This is a genomic window from Paenibacillus sp. 19GGS1-52 (assembly GCF_022369515.1).
Taxonomy (GTDB): domain Bacteria; phylum Bacillota; class Bacilli; order Paenibacillales; family Paenibacillaceae; genus Paenibacillus_AQ.
This window is the reverse complement of the sequence record NZ_CP059724.1, coordinates 5,721,289-5,739,612: the sequence shown is the minus strand read 5'-3', so window position 1 is coordinate 5,739,612 and position 18,324 is coordinate 5,721,289. Positions and strand designations below refer to the sequence as shown.

Below are 18,324 nucleotides of genomic sequence, written 5' to 3'. Positions count from 1 at the left end.
AACGCTTCTCATTTATTATCAAAAGAGACACTGAGATCCTTGCACCCAAGCTCCATTTCACTTTCCTGGTTGTACGTAAGCTGCGTATTCTTCATTAGGTGCAAATTCAAGGGTTTCCAGTTCCATACCCTTGCCTCCCGGTTTGTAGACAAGCGTCAGATTCCCAATGCTCCAGAAGCTGATGTCCACACTAGTTTCAGCCTTGAGAGTCCCAGATTCTACATTGTAATAAGTAACGGCGCCAATCTCCGCTTGTTGTCCCCCATCGACATCTTCAGCAAGACCGGGAAGCCGCAAGGAAACACTGGAGGGCGTGGAGCCTTTAAGCTCAAGCTTGAGCAGCAGATCATCCTTGTTCTTTGTAACACTTGTGGTTACGTTGGCCGCTACCGCCTGTTCTGCAGAAGGTACTGTAATCTCCTGCCACTGCTGAGGTTTAATCACGTGGAGCTCCTGTGCGACAATCCCTGTACCCGTTCCGTTCGTCAGCACAACAATCGCTTCCGACTGACCGTCCTTATCTATGTCAGCGTAATAAAGCTGCGGAGGATTCGTTGGCAATCGCGGGCCTTGCCAAGGGAACGTATGACGCTCACCATTCACCTCAAGGATATATCCCTTGTAGGTTTCTCCTTCTTTGAGGGCTGCATATAGCTTGACCTTATTGTTCCCTTCTGCCAGAGCAAGTGGCTCGCGGGGAACTCTCACAGTAGTACTAACGCTGCCTGATGTAACCATAAGTACAGTATTTGCAGTGTTCAGCTGTACCTCAGCTCCCGAGAGACTGTTCAGCGAATCAGCTGGAATGTAGAGATGTCCGTTGCGCAGAATCGCCGGTGTTTCCATATCTTCATTGCCCGTCAGTAGGATATTTGTGTTGTTTCCATCCGTTAAAGTTAAGGTCTTAAGTGAATTATTCCATTTCAGCTCACAGCGGTAATATTCCAGCAGAACCCTTGCAGGGACATACAGAATATTACTGGAGTAAAAAGGATGAAGAGAGGTGAGGACCGACTGTCCATCGACCTCTAGATTTATTGTTGGTGTGGTGGATTGGGTCTTATCTATTGATGCGGGTGCTCCGCATCCAGCTAAAGAAAGCGCAAGGGCTCCGATAGCGATGAATTTATTCATGAAATTACCTCCAAGGATATGAGTCCAGTTCAGTAAAGTATAGAGTAAATCATCCTACTATAGGTCACTTTCTTTTAATATGGCAGTAACAAGCGTGTTACATGTTACGGATTAGGGGCTTTAGCGGCATTAAGTGCATTCTCCACAGCCTTTTTGATCACTTTACTGGAATTGGTCGCCCCCGCTATGGCATCTACCTGCAGCGTTTGCTGTTCTACAATTCGGTCTGTTATGACTTCGGCGGGTTTGCCTCTTTCAGTCTTATGCTTCAGCAGATCAATATGTATGATTTTCCCACTCTTCACTGTAACCGAGACTTTGGCATAGATGAAGTCCACATTGTATTCCCCAATATAGCTTCCGTCGGGGATGCTGCTGAACTCGATATTTTGAACCGTTATATGACTGACTTTATTCTGATAACTATGGACTCTGTACAGATAGATAAGGAGACCGGAAAGAGCAATAATGACTAGCAGCACACCGAGCTTGATCAGCCGTTTCTTCATTTTTTTATCACCATCCCGCTCAATAATTGAAAACCGTATTCCAACAGTTCACTACTCGAAATATTCATCGTCTCTTCGATATAGCTGCTTTTACGATTTGCAAGAAGGATGAGCGACGAAAGGCTGGACCAATAGATAAAGATCGTCGGCTTCACTAGAAGCTCCGGCTGTAATACACCCTCTCTTTTGCCATTCTCCAGAAGGTCTTCCAAGATAACATTAATTTCTTCCCCCACCCGAAAAATATCTTGTTCCACCTGAGACCCACTCAGCGCTTGTAACGGCCTGGTCTGAAAATTCACAATCGCAGCGAAATGAAAAGGAGTGGCTATGTAATAATCGACGAGCTTCTGGCACAGTGCCCGATATCTGGAGAGGAACCCCACTTGTGCGTCCAATTCCTCAGTAATATAGTCCTTCAGCAGGGTAATGCCCTTTAAGATAATTAAATAATAGATTTCTTCCTTGCTGCCAAAATAGACGTAAACCGTACGTTTGCTATATTCAGCTATGCTAGCGATTTCATCCATCGTTGTCGCTTCGACCCCTTTTTCCGCAAACAATCCTTCCGCCGCCAACAGAATATTCTCCTTATGCATTGCTGCAATAACATCCTTACGAGCTGATCTGTCCATTCTCGCCCTCCTGTACTATAAAGTAAACTTACAGTTTACTTTTTGCATAATGTAAAAATATCACTTTGGTGGTCTCATGTAAATAGGTGATTTCCCACGCTCTACTTCTGGGAACGGTTAGGATGTTGAATTTGTTCACCATTAAGCAAAAGCTTCACTAGGCGGAATCTAGTCTGTGATTTATGATCGAAACGATTAATGAACACGCTTCCAAACCTATATAAGGAGTGATTGTGTGGGAATTTTTGGAAAGATGACTAGTCAGGGATGGAAAGACACTAGGAAACAGGTATTGGCGGTACTTAGCTTGCTTCTTCTTTTCTTCAGTTTTCCGTTATATTCAGGGCAAGCCCAGGCTGCTTCGGTAACGATTACGAATGGACCGGTCTGGAATGATACCACCGGTGGAACCATTCAAGCTCATGGCGGTTCTGTAATAAAGGTTGGCAGTACCTATTATTGGTTTGGTGAAGATAAGCTGCACAATGCTGCATCCTTTCGGAATGTGGTCTGCTATTCTTCGACCGATCTTAAGAATTGGAAGTGGGTCAGCTATCCGCTCAAGCCTAGCTCCAACACGGAGTTAGCCAATAGCAAGGTAGAACGTCCCAAGGTCATCTATAATGAGTCGACCAGCAAATACGTCATGTGGATGCATTATGAGAATGCGTCTGACTACTCTCTTGGCCGTGTGGCCGTCGCTACCAGTGATACGGTTTCGGGCAGCTATACCTATCAGGGCAGCTTCCGCCCACTCGGCTATGAATCAAGGGATATGACGATATTTAAAGATGATGACGGCAGTGCCTATCTGATCAGCGCTTCTAATTCTGGCGGCGGAGCTAACGATTCGCTTGCATCTTTTAAGCTGACAGACGATTATCTGGGTGTTTCCACATTTTTGGGCTGGGTGGCCCCAAGCGGACATCGTGAAGCACCTGAGGTTGCCAAACAAGGTGGTAAATATTTTCTCATAACCTCCGGTGCGTCTGGCTGGTATCCAAATCAGGCTAAGTATATGACAGCCAGCTCGATGAGCGGCCCTTGGTCAGCTTTGCAGAATCTGGGGAACTCGTCAGCCTTCTTTTCACAGTCGAATTACATTTTGCCGGTACAAGGAACTTCCGCGACTACCTATATTTACATGGGGAATCGTTGGAATTCGAGTCTCCTGGGTGACTCCAGATATATCTGGTTGCCTCTTACCCTGAGCGGCTCAGCGGGAACAGCCTCCTTGGAATGGCAGAGCAGTTGGGGGATAGATGCAGCTACCGGGGTAGTTACGCTGCCTGCACTAACCAATCTCTCAGCGGGGAAAAGTGCCACGGCAAGCTCATCTGCGTCTGGTTATGAGGCCAGCAGAGCGAATGATGGGAATTATCAAACGGAATGGAAGGCCAGCGCAGTCACTTGGCCGTCTTGGTGGCAGGTGGATCTAGGGGCAACGAAGACGGTGAAGGAAGTGGATATTTCGTGGTTTCTCTACAATGGCTCTGAAGCCTACCATCAGTACACGATTCAGTACAGCACGAACGGAACCACTTGGACGACTATAGACCGTACGAGTAATACAACCTATGGTTTTACAACAGATACAGTTAATTTCAGTGCCAGATACGTCAGGATTAACCTTGTGAATGCGGTGCTATGGAATAATCCGAACAATTGGTATACGCCGACTCTTTATGAAGTGAAGCTGCTGGGGAACTAGATTCTAGCGAAATAATTAAGCTGTGAATTCAAAAGAGGCAGTACAAGAGCGAATCCTCTTGTACTGCCTCTTTTGGTATGTCGGGTACTTATCTAGTAGGAACACACCAGCACTTACTGCTGACTTGCTATTGTTAACAGTCTTCGAGTGGAGCAGTGACAGCTGCTGAATAGACGTTTCTTTTGTGGAATGAAGCATAAATCATCGAGCAGATAATGGCGATAACCGCCATGACTGTCATCCCCCAGAAAATATGGGAATAGGCCGTCGCAAGGGGAAGAGAGCTCTGAGCGTTCAGCGCAATACTGGTCATGGTAACACTGAAGGCACCCCCGAAGAACTGGACTAGCTGGAAAAAGCCCATGCCTGCGCCGATTTCATCAACATGCAGGATATCCGAAATTTGATTAGATACACTAGTTGTCAGTGTGGAGAAACCGACGCTTAGCAAGATATAGACACTCATGATGGCATAAAATGACGTTCCGGCTGAAAGAGCAAACAGCGCTGCAGCCGAGAGCAGCAGCCAAGGGGAGAACCTGATGAACAGTCCGTTGCCGTAGCGGTTAATGATTCGTCCAACCCGGTTGGAGAGCAGCATGGACACAATGGCACCAGGGAAAATAACCAAACCCGATTGTGCCGGTGTCAGACCATATAGGTGTGCCAGTACCTGCGGGAGCAAATAGAGTGTGGCAAAGTTGTTGATATAGGACACGATGCCTAGTGTTATCAGTGACATATACGTTTTGTTGCGAAAAAGGGACGGCTGCACAAATGGGTTCTGTGCACGGTGAATCCGCACCCAGAACAGAATCAGGGATACGACTCCGATAATAAGCAGAATCCAAGAGCGGCTGGTCAGGAACAGCAGAACACCAGTTGTCCCGATACCGATGAATACGGCACCTAGCAGATCGAAGGTACCCTTCTGTGGTTGCTCCTTAGGAATTAAACGGTAAAAGACAGGGATAAGCAGCAAAGAAATCCCAGTGATAATGAATAGGTCATGCCAGCCCAGATACTGAGTTACAGTACCCCCAACTACTGGCCCTAGACCGAGTCCAAGGGAGCTGGCGGAGATTACTACAGCCATCGAGTTCCCCCGGCGTTCTGCTGGAATATATCTGGTGATAAGCACGATCGCGAGGCCTGGCACAGAAGCCGCCCCCGCAGCTTGCAGCAGTCTTGCGGAGAGCAGCACGATAAAGCTGTCGCTGAATAGCCCGATCACGGAAGCCGCTCCGAACAAGCTAAGACCTATGGTAAACAAGGTGCGGATGGGAATGAAGTCGGACAGCCTGGAGAAAGTGATCGACATAATCGCGAATATGATCGAGTATCCGGTGACAATCCAGGAAGAGGCTATATTGGATAGAGCAAATTCTTTTGTGATTTGCGGCAGAGCCAGATTAAACATCATCGTATTCATAACGATAAGGATAATAATGAACCCGAGCATAGAAACAATAAGACCTTCACGGAATACATATTCCTTCTCGGCTACTGCAGGTGAAGCGTTAGACTGACTCATAAACCCTCCTAATCCTAGATCATTTTATTATTGTTGTACTAATATCATAGAACATTAGTAATATAGCATGGGATATGTTAATATTCAATCAGTAGTTATTCAAGAAGGAGATGTAAGCGCTTTGAAAATATTGCATCATCCACAAATAGAGGATATGCAGCTAAGCTCCGTACTGCATGCCTTAAGTGACCCCGTGCGGTTGCAGATTATCAGTGACATCGCCGCCGGTGGTGAGCAGCCCTGCAACAATTTTGATGTGCCGATCGCTAAATCAACCTTGACTCATCATATCCGCACGCTGCGGGAAGCAGGAGTTATACAGGTTCGAGTTCAGGGCACGCAGCATATTATTGCGCTGAGGTCCGAGGATTTGAACACTTGTTTCCCGGGACTGCTAGCCGCCATATTGAGTGTGGGAAAGAATACCACTACGTAAGAGAGTACACCCAAGAAGTTCACGGCTATGCTGTCCATCAAAGGACGGCGCAGCCGTGAGCTTCTTTATGACGAACAGTTCCGTTTCTCCACAATCCCAGCAAACGGAGTAACTCAGACCTCCAGACCTCCAGACCTCCAGACCTCTCATCGCGTTTAGACTATGCGTATAAATTTAACATTAATTTCTGCCGTTAATTAAGCTGGTTCGGGTGGCGAAAATTTTGAAATGGAACAATTAGAGGTACAAATTCATGCAAAACCCAAATATGCAGTGGAAGAATTCGAATGAACAATGTGCTAAACATACAAAGCTCGAATAGTTTTGCAGTTCGACTTGGCGGACTGTAGAGCCGTTATTTCACTTTCCAGGGGGTGTGGGGAACAGGAAGCGGACTCAGAAGGCGTTATTGGAGCGAAAACAGGTTCTTTTTAGAGGAAATCTATGCAATAGCGTCACTGGAGTCCGCCAAACATCCAAATCGGTTGATTTCGAGTAAATAGAGGCTTCTCTGTCCGGTTCCCGACGGGTGCTCTCTTTTCGATCAAACAAGCTACCTTGGTTTTTCTATGTGGTCCACTCCACGAGCCACAAATAAATCGAACGATATATTCTATACTTGCCAATATATAGTGTATGACCGAAGGAGGAATGACGGATGAATCATCCAGATGAATATTCGCAGCTCATCGCGCTTGTGCTTGCCGGCAGCCGTGAAGCGTACAGTGAGCTATATGAGAGAACCATTCGGGATGTTTATCCAACCGTTCATTTCCTCGTTCGCGAACCTAGTGATACAGATGATGTCGTTCAGGAGATTTATATTCAGCTCTACCGGTCTCTGGGGCAATTTGACGTAAACCGTCCTTTTCGTCCCTGGCTAATGGGTCTGGCTATGCGGCAAATTCATGCTTATCGAAGAAAGAGCTGGAGTCACTTCCGTATCCTCAAAAAAGCGGAGCAGGTGGAGCAAGGGATAGAATACGATTTCTCTAGCAAGATAGTGGATAAAATATCCTATCAGCCCTTACTTGCTAGTGTAGATCGTCTACCCTACAAGCTGAAGCAAGCCGTCATCCTGCACTATTTGAATGAATACTCCCAAGAGGAAATTTCGGTGATTCTCAGCATTCCGCTCGGAACCGTGAAATCTCGCATTCATGGGGCTCTACAGAAGCTGAGGCAGAAGCAAAAGACCAACATTCTTGTAAGGGGAAAGGTGGAGGATCTGCATGAATCTTGAAGAAGAGCTGCGCACAGTCTTACGGGAAGAAACCAGGAATTGGATAGCTCCACCCGAACTGCAAGGGAAAATACTGAAGCAGGTACTATCGACGCAAGGGGGAAGACGAATGAAAAAATGGCTCGTGGCTAGCATTGTGGCGGTTTCACTGTTAATTCCTACAGGGGCGTATGCTGGATACCATTACTTAGCTGATTCCATCTACGGTTCGCAGGACAATGTCACGCAAATCGGAGCTACACAGCAGAAATATGATGAACTTGAGGCCAAGCTGCAGAAGGCCAAACAAAGCTTTAGTGAGCAGGAGTTTACCCAACTAATGGATCTGTTGAAGAAATTGGGTAGCTATAATCTGAAGATTGCCGATGCAGAGGGGGGACTTCATCCTGAGCAGTTAAGCGCTGACGATCAGAAATCCTACAAGAGTCTGACCGCTGAGCTTGAGCCGTATTTTGCACAATTAGATGTAGCAAGAGCAACGTTGGGGGCGGTGCCAACACTAACCTTTGACACTCTCTGGAATGAGCAACGGAAGAAGGCAGAACAAATTCTCAGCCAACCAGAGCTCGCTGCTGTCGAGGCAATAATCAACGAGCTGAAAGTTTATGATGCCAAAACGCTTGACCCGGATGGCAGTATTCATACTGATAGGCTGTCAGAGGCTGACCTGATAAATCAGAAGCAACTGATAGAACAGCTTAGTCCTTATATGAAAAAGCTAGGTATTATGTTTAAGCCGAGCTCATGAATGATTGGGTGAAGGTTGTAAGCTGCTTCGGGTACTCTACCGAAGCAGCTTTTTTAATATGTATCCAACTACTGATTAGTGTAATTTGATCCCTTCAAAGGCAGCGGTAGTCAAATCTTGTATAAAGGTATCGTCCAGCTGTTCACCGGTTAGTAATAGTCTATAGAAAATGGGTCCGTAGATCAGATCAATACTCAATTCAATATTAAGCTGTTCCGGCAGTTCTTTCCGCTGAACCCCTCGTTCTAGAAGCTGTCGTGCCTCTAGTCGACGGGGATTGACATATCTACTCCGATAGGCCTCAGCCAACCCCGGATCAAATTGTCCTTCACCTATGATTTCTGTTATAACTTTACCTTCCGGGCTGGTCAGAAATCTGGCCAGATTCGTAGCATGAATTAATATATCACTGAATACGGAGCCCGTATCAGGTACAGGCAGTCTTGCCGCAGCAGCAGACAGGAAGCCATCCATAATAACGGCTGCTTTGTTCGGCCACCATTTATAAATGGTGGCTTTGCTTACTTGCGCACGTTCTGCAATTTTCTCCACCGTTACAGCCCCGAAGCCTGTTTCCAGTAGTAAGTCATATGAGGCGGTAAGAATAGCCTTCTCCGCTTCAGCGTTGCGTGGTCGCCCTCTTTTGATGTTCACGGTATACCCTCCTTGAGTATCTTTCTGTCAAATCAGATGCAAGCTATATTTACATTATAAATTTTTAAAAAGCTATTTACAATACTAAACGTTCAGTATATTATATGGATATGAATTAATGAACTGTACGTTCAGTATTGTATTGATCCGGATTGATCGATGTAACCATTTTTAACGTGAGTGTCCAACAGGTATTTAAAATAAGGGGGAGTTAGAATGAATTATTCCACATCTGAAGGCAAACGTATTCCGAGTTGGATCATATTTCTGTTAGCGACGGCGTGTGGTCTGATTGTGGCTAATCTGTATTATGCACAAACTTTGGTAGGACCGATTAGTACGGCTACGGGCCTTTCGCCCGGGGCGGCAGGTTTAATTGTGACGGTGACTCAAATTGGTTATGTGTTGGGGCTGCTGTTTATCGTCCCGCTTAGTGATATTATCGAGAATCGGCGTTTGGTGGTATTGTCGCTGGTTATCGTAATTGCCGCATTGGTTGCAGCAACCCTGGCATCGAATGCCCTCCTGTTCCTAACAGCCTCTTTATTTATCGGACTAGGATCAGTAGCTGCCCAGATACTGGTGCCGTATGCTACCTACCTATCCTCAGAAGAGCAGCGTGGCCGTGTAGTGGGCAATGTAATGAGTGGTCTATTGCTGGGGATTATGTTTGCCCGGCCGGTTGCCAGCTTCGTCTCGGGACTCTGGAGCTGGCATGCGATCTTTGCGATATCTGCAGTAGTTATTGCGCTGCTGACGATTCTATTGTCGCGGGTTCTTCCTAAGCGCCAGCCTATGCCTACCATGAATTACGGCGGACTGATACGTTCACTGGGAACTCTACTGAAGAACACACCTATACTGCGCCGCCGTGCGTTCTATCAAGCCAGTTTATTCGGCACCTTCAGCCTGTTCTGGACTACAGTCTCTCTGCGGCTGTCCGATACTTTTCACCTGACCCAGCAAGGCATTGCCTTGTTTGCCTTGGCAGGTGTGGCTGGGGCAGTAGCGGCCCCCATCTCCGGCAGATGGGCTGACCGCGGCTGGACAAGAACGCTTACCGGGTTTGCGTTTGTGCTTGCAACTGCAGCCTTCTTGCTGGCCTATCTATTTCAAGGTGATTCCAATACGGCTCTCGCGCTGCTGGTTCTGGCGGCAATTATGCTGGATATGGGCGTTTCGGGGAATCTGGTGCTTGGTCAGCGGGCGATCTATTCGCTAGGCAGCGCAGCGAGAGGACGGTTGAACGGACTGTTTATGGCGATTTTCTTTGTGGGGGGAGCCATTGGCTCATCGCTGGGAGCCTGGTCATATGCGTATGGCGGCTGGGGGTTAACCGTTCTAATAGGAATGGCGATTCCCTTCCTGGCTTTTCTATACTTTTTAACAGAGAAAAAACAAGCGTAACGATTGAGAAAGGAAATATAGTATATAGCTAAAATCATATAGGACTCCTAGTAGCCAGCTCGTTGATTGAGTTGGCTATTTGCATTCTACTCTAAGTAAGGTTTTTTGTTGTTGACCCCACGCTTGTCATGCCCGTCTGCATATTGCGGCCAAGTCCCTCATAGACATGTACTAATCAAGGCAATCAAAACAGGTTAAGGGGATGATGTCATGCGCCGGATAACATGGGTACTCGCGATTATGATGAGCGTGGCCCTGATCATGACGGGGTGCGGGAAAAAGGATGCCGCTTCCGTGGTCAAGGATTTGAACAACGTGGCCGACAAGTTGGAGAGCAAGCAGGGGGCGTACCAAGGATCGGGCACCATGACTCTGTACACCGGCGAGCAGCCGCAGGAGTATAAGGTGGAGGTATGGTACAAGAATCCTTCCTATTACCGGATCAGTCTGGCGAATGTGCAGAAGGATATCACGCAGATTGTGCTGCGCAATGATGAGGGCGTATTCGTGCTTACGCCAAGCCTGAATAAGAGCTTCCGCTTCCAGAGCGACTGGCCGGACAATCAAGGTCAGGTCTATCTATACCAGACGCTCGTTCGCGGCATTGTCTCCGATAATAACCGCCAGTTCGTGGCGGATGGAGATAATTATGTATTTGAAGTAGCGGCGAATTATCAGAGCAGTGCGCTTGTGCGCCAGAAGATTTGGCTGGATAAGAAGAGCTATGCACCGAAGCAGGTACAGGTCTCTGATTCTGAAGCCAAGGTTGTGGTAGATGTGAAGTTCGACAACTTCAAATTTGATCCAGAGTTTACCAAGGATTCTTTTGATATGCAAAAGAATATGACTGCGGGAACGGCTTCGGAAAGCACGGTAGCCGAGGTTGATGAGAACGGCAATCCGGTCGTAGTGCCGGAGGGACAAGAACAGTCAGCGCCGCAGGTTACTGCAGAGCTTGGTGATTTTGGCATCATTGAGCCTGGCTATGTACCATCCGGGGTTGAGTTCAAGGACTCTAACAAAATCGAGAGCAGTAAGGATCACGCAGTTCTCATCCGGTATGACGGAATTTACCAATATACCATCATGGAATCCCGCCCACTGGACCGTGCGGTGTCGCTGGCTCCCGGAAGTGTGATTGATCTCGGGTTTACCGTAGGCCTATTGAGTGGGGATGAACAGCAGACTTTGACCTGGATGAACGAGGGAGTAGAGTACCGGATTACCAGTGCAAATCTGCCAGTTAGCGAAATGATGCAAATTGCCGCTTCTATGGAGGAACAATCGGGTAAATAATAAAAAGTAGACGGATGTTACGTTTAATGGGGTTCTTCCCTCTACAACGTGGCGTCCGTTTTCCTTTTTTGTTGATGCCGTCGAGGTCCCTCAGATTTTAAGCAAAAGATAGTTCAGCTTTCATTGACAGCCACCTTCAGTTAGCATTAACATTAATAGTAAGACAATGATCAATGCGATACTGTATGACGTTTTACTAAAATGTAAGAAGGTGACTTTGAAGTGCAAGCAAGCTATCGACCGACAGTAGCCGAGATTAATCTGGATGATTTGCGTGCCAATTACGAGGCCTTTCGCTCGGTATTACCGGCAGAGACCAAGTTTATGGGATGCGTCAAAGGAAATGCGTACGGCCATGGAGCAGTGGAAGTGACACGGGAGCTGGAACGACTCGGAGCAGATTATGTTAGTGTGGCCTTTCTGGATGAAGCATTAGAGCTGCGTCAGGCGGGAATACTGATTCCTATACTGGTGCTTGGCTATACATCTCCAGAAGGGATAATCGTAGCCTGGGAGAATCATGTAACCGTAACACTATTCACCCCGGAAGTACTGGAAGCAGTAAGGCAGCTTCCAAGACATTCGGAGCATCGGCTGAAGGTGCACATCAAGATTGATAGCGGGATGGGACGGCTGGGTCTTTTGCCAGCTGATGCACCTGCATTCATCGCTGAAGTGCAGTCTGTAGCGCAAGCGGAGCTGGAGGGCATGTTCACCCATTTTGCCAAGGCAGACGAACAAGACAAAAGCTATACATTGATGCAGCACCGACGGTTTATGGGCGTAGTGGAAGCGCTTCGGGAACAGGAAATTGAAATCCCGATCATACATACGGGCAATAGCGCTACTGCCATAGATACACCTCTTCTTTCCTGCAATATGGTGCGTATAGGCATCAGCTTGTACGGATTCTATCCATCATCCGAGGTTAACCGTCAGCCGGTCGTCTTACATCCGGTAATGACGCTGAAGACGCAGGCTGTTTATGTCAAGAACCTGCCGCCCGATTGGGGCATCAGCTATGGAGCCAAGTACATCACAGACAGCGTTGAGAGAATTGCAACGTTGCCTGTGGGGTACGCAGATGGATACTCCCGCATGCTAACAGGCAAAGCGGAGGTGTTAATACGCGGACGCCGCGTCCCTATCGTCGGAACCATCTGCATGGACCAATGTATGGTATCGCTCAAATCTTTCGCTGAAGAAGCAGAACAAATCAAAGCTGGCGAAGAGGTTGTACTCATCGGCCGCCAAGCTGACGTGGCTATCACGGCAGACGAGCTGGCTCTCCATCTTGGAACGATTCACTACGAGGTTATTTGTATGCTGGCCCACCGAGTGCCCCGCGTATATATACGCGAAGGCTTGCTTCCGAACCTGGTGAATGCCTTGCTGCAGCCGGAAAGTTCTGACAGTGATTCTTTTGCAGGGAATAAATAGCAGGAATTAGATTGTATACGACTGTGTGATCTATAGTCTATACGAACCGCCATATCTAGTTTATAATGGGATGCAGCATACTTGATATACTGGCGGCATATATTCCTTGTATAAAATTCCTTGTATAATGTAACACTGGAACACAAGGGCAGAAGGTTTGTGGGGGTGGAAGAGAAGGTGGCCAATTTGCAGAACACCAAAAGAATCATGATCAGCTTGCCCGATCATCTCTTACAGGAAGTGGATGGAATCGTTCAATTAGAGAATTCCAACCGGAGTGAATTGATCAGGCAGGCCATGAAGCTGTACTTAAGCGAACGGAGGAAACGTTCCATTCGTGAGTCCATGCAGCGTGGCTATATGGAAATGGCCAAGATCAACTTGACCATGGCATGCGAGGCGTTCCTCGCTGAGGAAGATGCAGACAGTACTCTTGGCCGCTTAGTAAGCGGGGTGTAAACATTGATCGTTAAACGCGGCGACGTTTTTTTTGCCGACCTATCGCCTGTAGTAGGTTCCGAACAAGGCGGAGTTAGGCCAGTTCTGGTGATTCAGAACGATATTGGTAATCGCTTCAGTCCAACGGTAATTGTGGCAGCGATCACTGCACAGATTCAGAAGGCGAAACTACCGACGCATGTAGAAATTGATGCGGCTGCTCACGGCTTTGACCGGGATTCTGTTATTTTGCTGGAGCAGGTTCGAACCATTGACAAACAACGTTTAACTGATAAGATCACCCACCTCGACGATGAGACCATGAAGAAGGTGGATGATTCGCTACAGATCAGCCTTGGTTTGATTGATTTCTAAAGTCGGGCAAGGCTTATAGATAGTGAATAACCGTGAAGACGCATTGGGGTTGAACCCGTGCGTCTTTTTGATTTTTATTGTAAACTGAGAAATAAACTGTATACGTTTCTGTATATGATATGTCTTCACTTTTCGCAACTTTTCGGTTAGTATTAGACCGTATGGTCGGTCTAGGAGGTGATGGAATGCTTGGCAGCAAAGGACGTTCGGACGGGGAAGAGACAAAGAAACGAATTGTACAGAAGGCAACACAGCTATTTGTGCAGAAGGGCTACGGAGCCGTTACTATGAATGAGGTATGTGTTACGGCGAATGTCAGTAAAGGGAGTCTTTATCATCATTTTTCGAGCAAGGAAGAACTGTTCCTATATGTGGTTGAAGAGGATACGAAGCAATGGCTGCAGGAGTGGGATCACAAGCGAAGCGAGACTACTGGCATAGAGGAGCGGTTCTATGCACTGGCTGAGCACTACGCACTTGATTTTCAGAATCCGCTGATTCGGGCGTTGGAGGAATTCTCCAGAAGCAGAACACATCCGCCAGAGATTATGGAGCGGCTTGCCCTAATATACGCCTCTACCTTGCGGGCCTCCCGAGAACTTCTGCAAGAAGGAATAGATACGAATTATCTCCTGACAGGAGATTTAGAGAACTATGTAATTATTGTGAATGGCATGCTTGAAGGTATCGGAAGAGTCGCTGAGATCTCCGTTCATGCGAAGACACCGGAAGATATCATGAAATATTATCGAGAAGCCGTTAGGTTACTATTGCAAGGGATGCGTACCCACTAAACGAAGAAATACGGAGGAGCGCGGGAGAAGCTTTAGGTTTATGCAGGAATAGAGGCAGAAGTTTCTCCAAGATACCTGGCAGGGTGTTCCTTTGCTCTTAAATAGACCGGATGGTCGGTCTAGCGGACATCAATATGAAAAATTGAATAACTATATAAGTTGAACTAAAAAACTTGAGAAAAGGTAAAAGTAACGGAGGAGAAGTCCAAATATTCACCGCAGTTACGATTAAAGCCGATTTAGGGTAATCATAAGTTTAACTTATATAAGAACAACGGAGGTCATTACAATGTCATTACTGCTTAGAAACAGGGGCGCAATGCTGCTGCTCATGCTTAATATTTTTCTTGCATTTACCGGAATTGGATTAGTAGTGCCTATTATGCCTACCTACATGAATGAGCTTCATATGAGCGGACAGGTCGTAGGGCTTTTAGTGGCAGCATTCTCGCTGGCTCAATTAGTAATATCACCATTCGCAGGCAGATTGTCCGACGCTATCGGCAGAAAAAAAGTGATTGTAGCTGGTCTGATTATCTTTTCCTTCTCAGAGCTGCTGTTTGGTCTGGCCAATGAGACATGGATCTTATTCGCTTCCAGAATGTTGGGCGGCATTGGGGCTGCTCTGATCATGCCTGCAGTGATGGCATATACGGCGGACACAACCTCAGTGGAGGAACGGGCAAAAGGAATGGGATATATCAATGCAGCGATTACCACCGGATTTATTATCGGCCCTGGCCTCGGCGGGTATATTGCGGAGTTCGGCATACGTATTCCCTTTTTCTTCGCCGCGGGAGCAGCGGCGGTTGCTGCGTTACTGACGATTGCTATATTGCCGGAGTCGCTCACCGTGGAGCAGCGCAAAGAGATGCAGGCTTCTACAGGAAATAAGGAGAGTCTGGTGATGCAGCTTGTACGTTCTTACCGGGAACCTTACTTTTTGGGACTGGTCATTGTGTTCGTCCTTTCTTTTGGATTAGCCAATTATGAGACGGTATTCGGGTTGTTTGTAGATCATAAATTTGGTTTTACACCCAAGGATATTGCTTTTGTGATCACTTTTGGCTCCATTGCCGGAGCGGTTGTGCAAGTCACCTTCTTTGGTTGGATCTTGAACCGCTTCGGGGAGAATAAAGTGATTTCCAGCTGTCTGCTGATCGCAGGCCTGTTTATTCTGCTGACGCTGTTTGTGAACAGCTTTTGGGCTATTATTGTTGTTACTTTTATTGTGTTTTTTGCTACAGATATTTTACGTCCGGCAGTGAGCACACAGCTATCCAAACTGGCTGGGGAGAAGCAGGGTTTTGTAGCGGGTATGAACTCGGCTTACACCAGTCTCGGGAATATCGCTGGACCGGTAATCGCCGGCTACCTATTCGATTTGAATATTAATTATCCCTATATGGCGGCTGCGCTGGTTCTGGGTTTATGTTGTGTGTTATCGCTTGGTTCTGGCAGGAAGAGACTTCGGCAGCAAGGATAATATATGGAAAAGGAACGGGAAATGAAAGGATAAACTCTGAGTTAGAGTTTTGGTACAGCGCTAATTTGTGATACTATTTTAGATATGAATTAACGAAAAGACAGACAGGTGTAAGGAAAGAGGGATACTATTGGCTGTAGAGAATAATAACGCGGGTATCGTGACAGAGGAAGCGAACGTCAAGCGCGAGCAGGAACTAATCACTGTGGCTATCGCCAAGGAGCTTGGGATCAGCCTGGGACAGGTACGGACAACGGTAGGACTGCTCGATGAGGGGAATACGATTCCCTTTATCGCCAGATACCGTAAGGAAATGACCGGCGAGCTTGATGAGAATGTGCTGCGTGATATCGAGGAACGCCTTGGGTATCTGCGCAATCTGGGTGAACGCAAGAAGGATGTTATCCGCAATATTGAAGAGCAGGGCAAGCTAACCAAGGAGCTGCATGAACAAATCATGAACGCGGTTAAGCTTCAGGAAGTGGAGGATTTGTACCGTCCGTTCCGCCAGAAGCGCAAGACGCGGGCCAGTGTCGCCAAAGAAAAGGGACTGGAGCCCTTGGCCAACTGGATTATGGAGCAGCGCAGACAAGGCTTGCCGGCTGAAGAAGCGGTAAAGTATATAGATGTAGATAAAGGTGTGGAGTCAGCAGATCTAGCACTGCAAGGTGCCATGGATATCATTGCTGAGAATATAGCGGATGATCCGACTATTCGTTCTTGGGTCCGCCAATATACTTCCAGCCAAGGCGTGCTTGTATCCGAGGCTAAGGATGCCAAGCAGGAATCCGTATATGAGAATTACTATAGTTACAGGGAACCTGTACATAAAATGCCGCCGCACCGTATTCTGGCCATTAACCGGGGTGAACGGGAGAATGTGCTGAAGGTGGGACTTGAAGTCATTGCCGATAAGCTCCACGCCTTTATTGGGCGGAAGATTATTAAAGGGCCGTCGCCAGTGAAGGATTTGCTGGATGCTGTCATTGAGGATTCCTATAAACGGCTAATTGCTCCGTCTGTAGAGCGTGAAGTGCGGGGAGAAATGACAGAGAAGGGCGATAAACAAGCTATTACCATCTTCTCCGGCAACTTGCGCAGCCTGCTGCTGCAGCCACCGGTTAAAGGACGCTGTGTACTGGGCGTAGACCCTGCCTACCGTACTGGCTGCAAGCTGGCGGTTGTAGATGATACCGGCAAGCTGCTGGAGGTAGCCGTGACCTACCCAACGCCGCCGCATAACAAAACCGTCGAAGCTGCAGCCAAGTTCAAAGAGCTTATTAAGAAGTACGGCATTCAGCTGATCGTTATCGGTAACGGTACAGGCTCACGGGAGACCGAACAATTCACAGCTGAGGTTATTGCTGATATTGGGAATCCAGAGCTGGCTTACCTGATCGTTAATGAAGCTGGGGCGAGCGTTTATTCCGCCTCCAAGCTGGCCCAAGAGGAATTCCCAGATCTGGATGTGTCGGAGCGCAGTGCTGCTTCTATCGCCCGCCGTGTGCAAGATCCGCTGGCAGAGCTGGTGAAGATTGATCCGAAGGCCATCGGTGTAGGGCAATACCAGCATGACGTTTCCCAGAAGCATCTGGAGGAGAGTCTGAAGGCTGTTGTTGAGTCTGCAGTTAACCATGTTGGAGTAGATGTGAACACGGCATCCCCATCCTTGTTGTCGTACGTTGCCGGGATTAATGGGACGATTGCCAAGAACATCGTCAAATTCCGTGAGGAGAACGGCAAGTTCACCACCCGCAAGCAGCTGCAAAAGGTACCGCGCCTAGGTGCCAAATCCTATGAGCAGTGCATCGGATTTCTACGGATTCCTGGCGGTGACAATACGCTGGATCGTACGCCGATCCATCCCGAATCCTATTCCGTGGTGGATCGCCTGTTCCGTGAACTGAAGCTGGACGTCAACAGTCTGGGCAGCAAGGAAGTGGCTTCGCAACTGGAGCTTGAGGCACAGCATGCCGAAGAGCTGGCTGTGAAGCTGGATGTCGGCGTGCCTACACTGCGCGACATTCTGGAGAGTCTGCAGCGTCCGGGTCGCGATCCGCGCGAGGAGCTGCCTCTGCCGATCTTCCGCACCGATGTGCTGAAGATCGAGGATCTAGTTCCCGGCATGGAGATGCAGGGAACCGTCCGCAATGTTATCGATTTCGGCGCCTTCGTCGATATCGGCATCAAGAACGACGGACTGGTGCATATTTCCCAGCTCAGCGGCAGCTTCGTGAAGCATCCGATGGACGTTGTCTCCGTAGGCGACAACGTCACCGTCTGGGTGATGGGCGTTGACCTCAAGAAGGGCCGGGTCAGCCTGACCATGCGTCCGCCACGTGTTGAGGCTGGAAACACAAACTAAATAAACATAGAGAAGGGGCTGTCTCAAAAGTAGATTTTCTACAAGCAGAGACAGGCCACCTTCAATTTTAAAAGCATAAAAGTCAATAGAGCAGCACACCTCCTGTTATTGGAGGTGTG

18 protein-coding genes are annotated in these 18,324 nt (G+C 47.7%); 13 read left to right on the top strand and 5 right to left on the bottom strand.

Features of this window, described 5'->3' with window-relative positions:
• Nucleotides 1-57 precede the first annotated feature (57 nt).
• The 3 genes from H1230_RS26630 to H1230_RS26620 form a co-directional block, all read right to left on the bottom strand.
• Nucleotides 58-1,134 (bottom strand): stalk domain-containing protein, encoded by a 1,077-nt coding sequence (locus H1230_RS26630; RefSeq protein ID WP_239712825.1) that lies wholly within the window; start codon nucleotides 1,132-1,134, stop codon nucleotides 58-60.
• Nucleotides 1,135-1,238: 104 nt separating this feature from the next.
• Complete coding sequence (locus H1230_RS26625) at nucleotides 1,239-1,643, bottom strand: FMN-binding protein (protein ID WP_239712824.1); 405 nt, start codon at nucleotides 1,641-1,643, stop codon at nucleotides 1,239-1,241.
• Complete coding sequence (locus H1230_RS26620) at nucleotides 1,640-2,278, bottom strand: TetR/AcrR family transcriptional regulator (protein ID WP_239712823.1); 639 nt, start codon at nucleotides 2,276-2,278, stop codon at nucleotides 1,640-1,642. Before H1230_RS26620 ends, H1230_RS26625 begins: the two co-directional genes overlap by 4 nt.
• A 253-nt stretch (nucleotides 2,279-2,531) precedes the next feature.
• Between H1230_RS26620 and H1230_RS26615 the strand changes: the two genes are divergently transcribed.
• The gene (locus tag H1230_RS26615; protein ID WP_239717571.1) at nucleotides 2,532-3,989 is read left to right on the top strand and encodes a family 43 glycosylhydrolase; all 1,458 of its coding nucleotides are present in this window, start codon (nucleotides 2,532-2,534) and stop codon (nucleotides 3,987-3,989) included.
• A 133-nt stretch (nucleotides 3,990-4,122) separates the two neighbouring features.
• Here the strand turns inward: H1230_RS26615 and H1230_RS26610 are convergent, their stop codons facing one another.
• Entirely contained in the window at nucleotides 4,123-5,523 is a 1,401-nt protein-coding gene (locus H1230_RS26610) for an MFS transporter (RefSeq protein ID WP_239712822.1), read from the bottom strand.
• A gap of 121 nt (nucleotides 5,524-5,644) precedes the next feature.
• Here H1230_RS26610 and H1230_RS26605 point away from each other — a divergent pair, with 121 nt between their 5' ends.
• The 4 genes from H1230_RS26605 (at nucleotide 5,645) to H1230_RS26595 (ending at nucleotide 7,950) form a co-directional block, all read left to right on the top strand.
• The gene (locus H1230_RS26605) at nucleotides 5,645-5,959 is read left to right on the top strand and encodes an ArsR/SmtB family transcription factor (protein WP_239712821.1); all 315 of its coding nucleotides are present in this window, start codon (nucleotides 5,645-5,647) and stop codon (nucleotides 5,957-5,959) included.
• A 27-nt stretch (nucleotides 5,960-5,986) separates the two neighbouring features.
• Nucleotides 5,987-6,118 carry a hypothetical protein gene (locus tag H1230_RS31450; RefSeq protein ID WP_275590987.1) on the top strand — a complete coding sequence of 44 codons (132 nt, stop codon included), beginning with the start codon at nucleotides 5,987-5,989 and terminating at the stop codon, nucleotides 6,116-6,118.
• Between the two features lie 499 nt (nucleotides 6,119-6,617).
• Entirely contained in the window at nucleotides 6,618-7,202 is a 585-nt protein-coding gene (locus H1230_RS26600; protein ID WP_239712820.1) for a sigma-70 family RNA polymerase sigma factor, read from the top strand.
• Nucleotides 7,192-7,950, top strand: coding sequence for a DUF3600 domain-containing protein (locus H1230_RS26595; protein WP_239712819.1), 759 nt, complete (start codon nucleotides 7,192-7,194; stop codon nucleotides 7,948-7,950). The genes H1230_RS26600 and H1230_RS26595 overlap by 11 nt, the downstream gene beginning before the upstream one ends.
• A 75-nt stretch (nucleotides 7,951-8,025) precedes the next feature.
• On the opposite strand, the gene H1230_RS26590 is transcribed toward H1230_RS26595, so the two are convergent.
• A complete protein-coding gene (locus H1230_RS26590; RefSeq protein WP_239712818.1) occupies nucleotides 8,026-8,604 on the bottom strand; it encodes a TetR/AcrR family transcriptional regulator in 579 nt (192 codons plus the stop codon).
• 216 nt (nucleotides 8,605-8,820) lie between these two features.
• Here H1230_RS26590 and H1230_RS26585 point away from each other — a divergent pair, with 216 nt between their 5' ends.
• The 8 genes from H1230_RS26585 (at nucleotide 8,821) to H1230_RS26550 (ending at nucleotide 18,205) form a co-directional block, all read left to right on the top strand.
• On the top strand, nucleotides 8,821-10,011 hold the full coding sequence (locus H1230_RS26585; protein WP_239712817.1) for an MFS transporter: 1,191 nt from the start codon (nucleotides 8,821-8,823) through the stop codon (nucleotides 10,009-10,011).
• 210 nt (nucleotides 10,012-10,221) lie between these two features.
• Nucleotides 10,222-11,307: a LolA family protein gene (locus H1230_RS26580; RefSeq protein WP_239712816.1), complete on the top strand. Its 1,086-nt coding sequence runs from the start codon at nucleotides 10,222-10,224 to the stop codon at nucleotides 11,305-11,307.
• Between the two features lie 222 nt (nucleotides 11,308-11,529).
• The gene (gene alr / locus H1230_RS26575; RefSeq protein ID WP_239712815.1) at nucleotides 11,530-12,747 is read left to right on the top strand and encodes an alanine racemase; all 1,218 of its coding nucleotides are present in this window, start codon (nucleotides 11,530-11,532) and stop codon (nucleotides 12,745-12,747) included.
• 177 nt (nucleotides 12,748-12,924) lie between these two features.
• Nucleotides 12,925-13,206 (top strand): CopG family ribbon-helix-helix protein, encoded by a 282-nt coding sequence (locus H1230_RS26570; RefSeq protein ID WP_025698676.1) that lies wholly within the window; start codon nucleotides 12,925-12,927, stop codon nucleotides 13,204-13,206.
• A gap of 3 nt (nucleotides 13,207-13,209) precedes the next feature.
• Nucleotides 13,210-13,560 carry a type II toxin-antitoxin system PemK/MazF family toxin gene (locus H1230_RS26565; protein WP_042124727.1) on the top strand — a complete coding sequence of 117 codons (351 nt, stop codon included), beginning with the start codon at nucleotides 13,210-13,212 and terminating at the stop codon, nucleotides 13,558-13,560.
• A gap of 185 nt (nucleotides 13,561-13,745) precedes the next feature.
• The gene (locus tag H1230_RS26560) at nucleotides 13,746-14,354 is read left to right on the top strand and encodes a TetR/AcrR family transcriptional regulator (protein WP_239712814.1); all 609 of its coding nucleotides are present in this window, start codon (nucleotides 13,746-13,748) and stop codon (nucleotides 14,352-14,354) included.
• Nucleotides 14,355-14,643: 289 nt separating this feature from the next.
• Entirely contained in the window at nucleotides 14,644-15,840 is a 1,197-nt protein-coding gene (locus tag H1230_RS26555) for an MFS transporter (RefSeq protein ID WP_239712813.1), read from the top strand.
• A gap of 160 nt (nucleotides 15,841-16,000) precedes the next feature.
• Nucleotides 16,001-18,205 (top strand): Tex family protein, encoded by a 2,205-nt coding sequence (locus H1230_RS26550; RefSeq protein WP_239717569.1) that lies wholly within the window; start codon nucleotides 16,001-16,003, stop codon nucleotides 18,203-18,205.
• The last annotated feature ends 119 nt before the right edge of the window (nucleotides 18,206-18,324 follow it).

Excerpts from the sequence above, each read along its gene's own strand:
- H1230_RS26595 (WP_239712819.1), top strand. The coding sequence starts at position 7,192 with ATGAATCTTGAAGAAGAGCTGCGCACAGTCTTACGGGAAGAAACCAGG.
- H1230_RS26620 (WP_239712823.1), bottom strand. The coding sequence starts at position 2,278 with ATGGACAGATCAGCTCGTAAGGATGTTATTGCAGCAATGCATAAGGAG.
- H1230_RS26580 (WP_239712816.1), top strand. The coding sequence starts at position 10,222 with ATGCGCCGGATAACATGGGTACTCGCGATTATGATGAGCGTGGCCCTG.
- H1230_RS26555 (WP_239712813.1), top strand. The coding sequence starts at position 14,644 with ATGTCATTACTGCTTAGAAACAGGGGCGCAATGCTGCTGCTCATGCTT.
- H1230_RS26625 (WP_239712824.1), bottom strand. The coding sequence starts at position 1,643 with ATGAAGAAACGGCTGATCAAGCTCGGTGTGCTGCTAGTCATTATTGCT.
- H1230_RS26615 (WP_239717571.1), top strand. The coding sequence starts at position 2,532 with ATGACTAGTCAGGGATGGAAAGACACTAGGAAACAGGTATTGGCGGTA.
- H1230_RS31450 (WP_275590987.1), top strand. The coding sequence starts at position 5,987 with ATGCTGTCCATCAAAGGACGGCGCAGCCGTGAGCTTCTTTATGACGAA.
- H1230_RS26610 (WP_239712822.1), bottom strand. The coding sequence starts at position 5,523 with ATGAGTCAGTCTAACGCTTCACCTGCAGTAGCCGAGAAGGAATATGTA.
- H1230_RS26560 (WP_239712814.1), top strand. The coding sequence starts at position 13,746 with ATGCTTGGCAGCAAAGGACGTTCGGACGGGGAAGAGACAAAGAAACGA.
- H1230_RS26600 (WP_239712820.1), top strand. The coding sequence starts at position 6,618 with ATGAATCATCCAGATGAATATTCGCAGCTCATCGCGCTTGTGCTTGCC.
- H1230_RS26585 (WP_239712817.1), top strand. The coding sequence starts at position 8,821 with ATGAATTATTCCACATCTGAAGGCAAACGTATTCCGAGTTGGATCATA.
- H1230_RS26630 (WP_239712825.1), bottom strand. The coding sequence starts at position 1,134 with ATGAATAAATTCATCGCTATCGGAGCCCTTGCGCTTTCTTTAGCTGGA.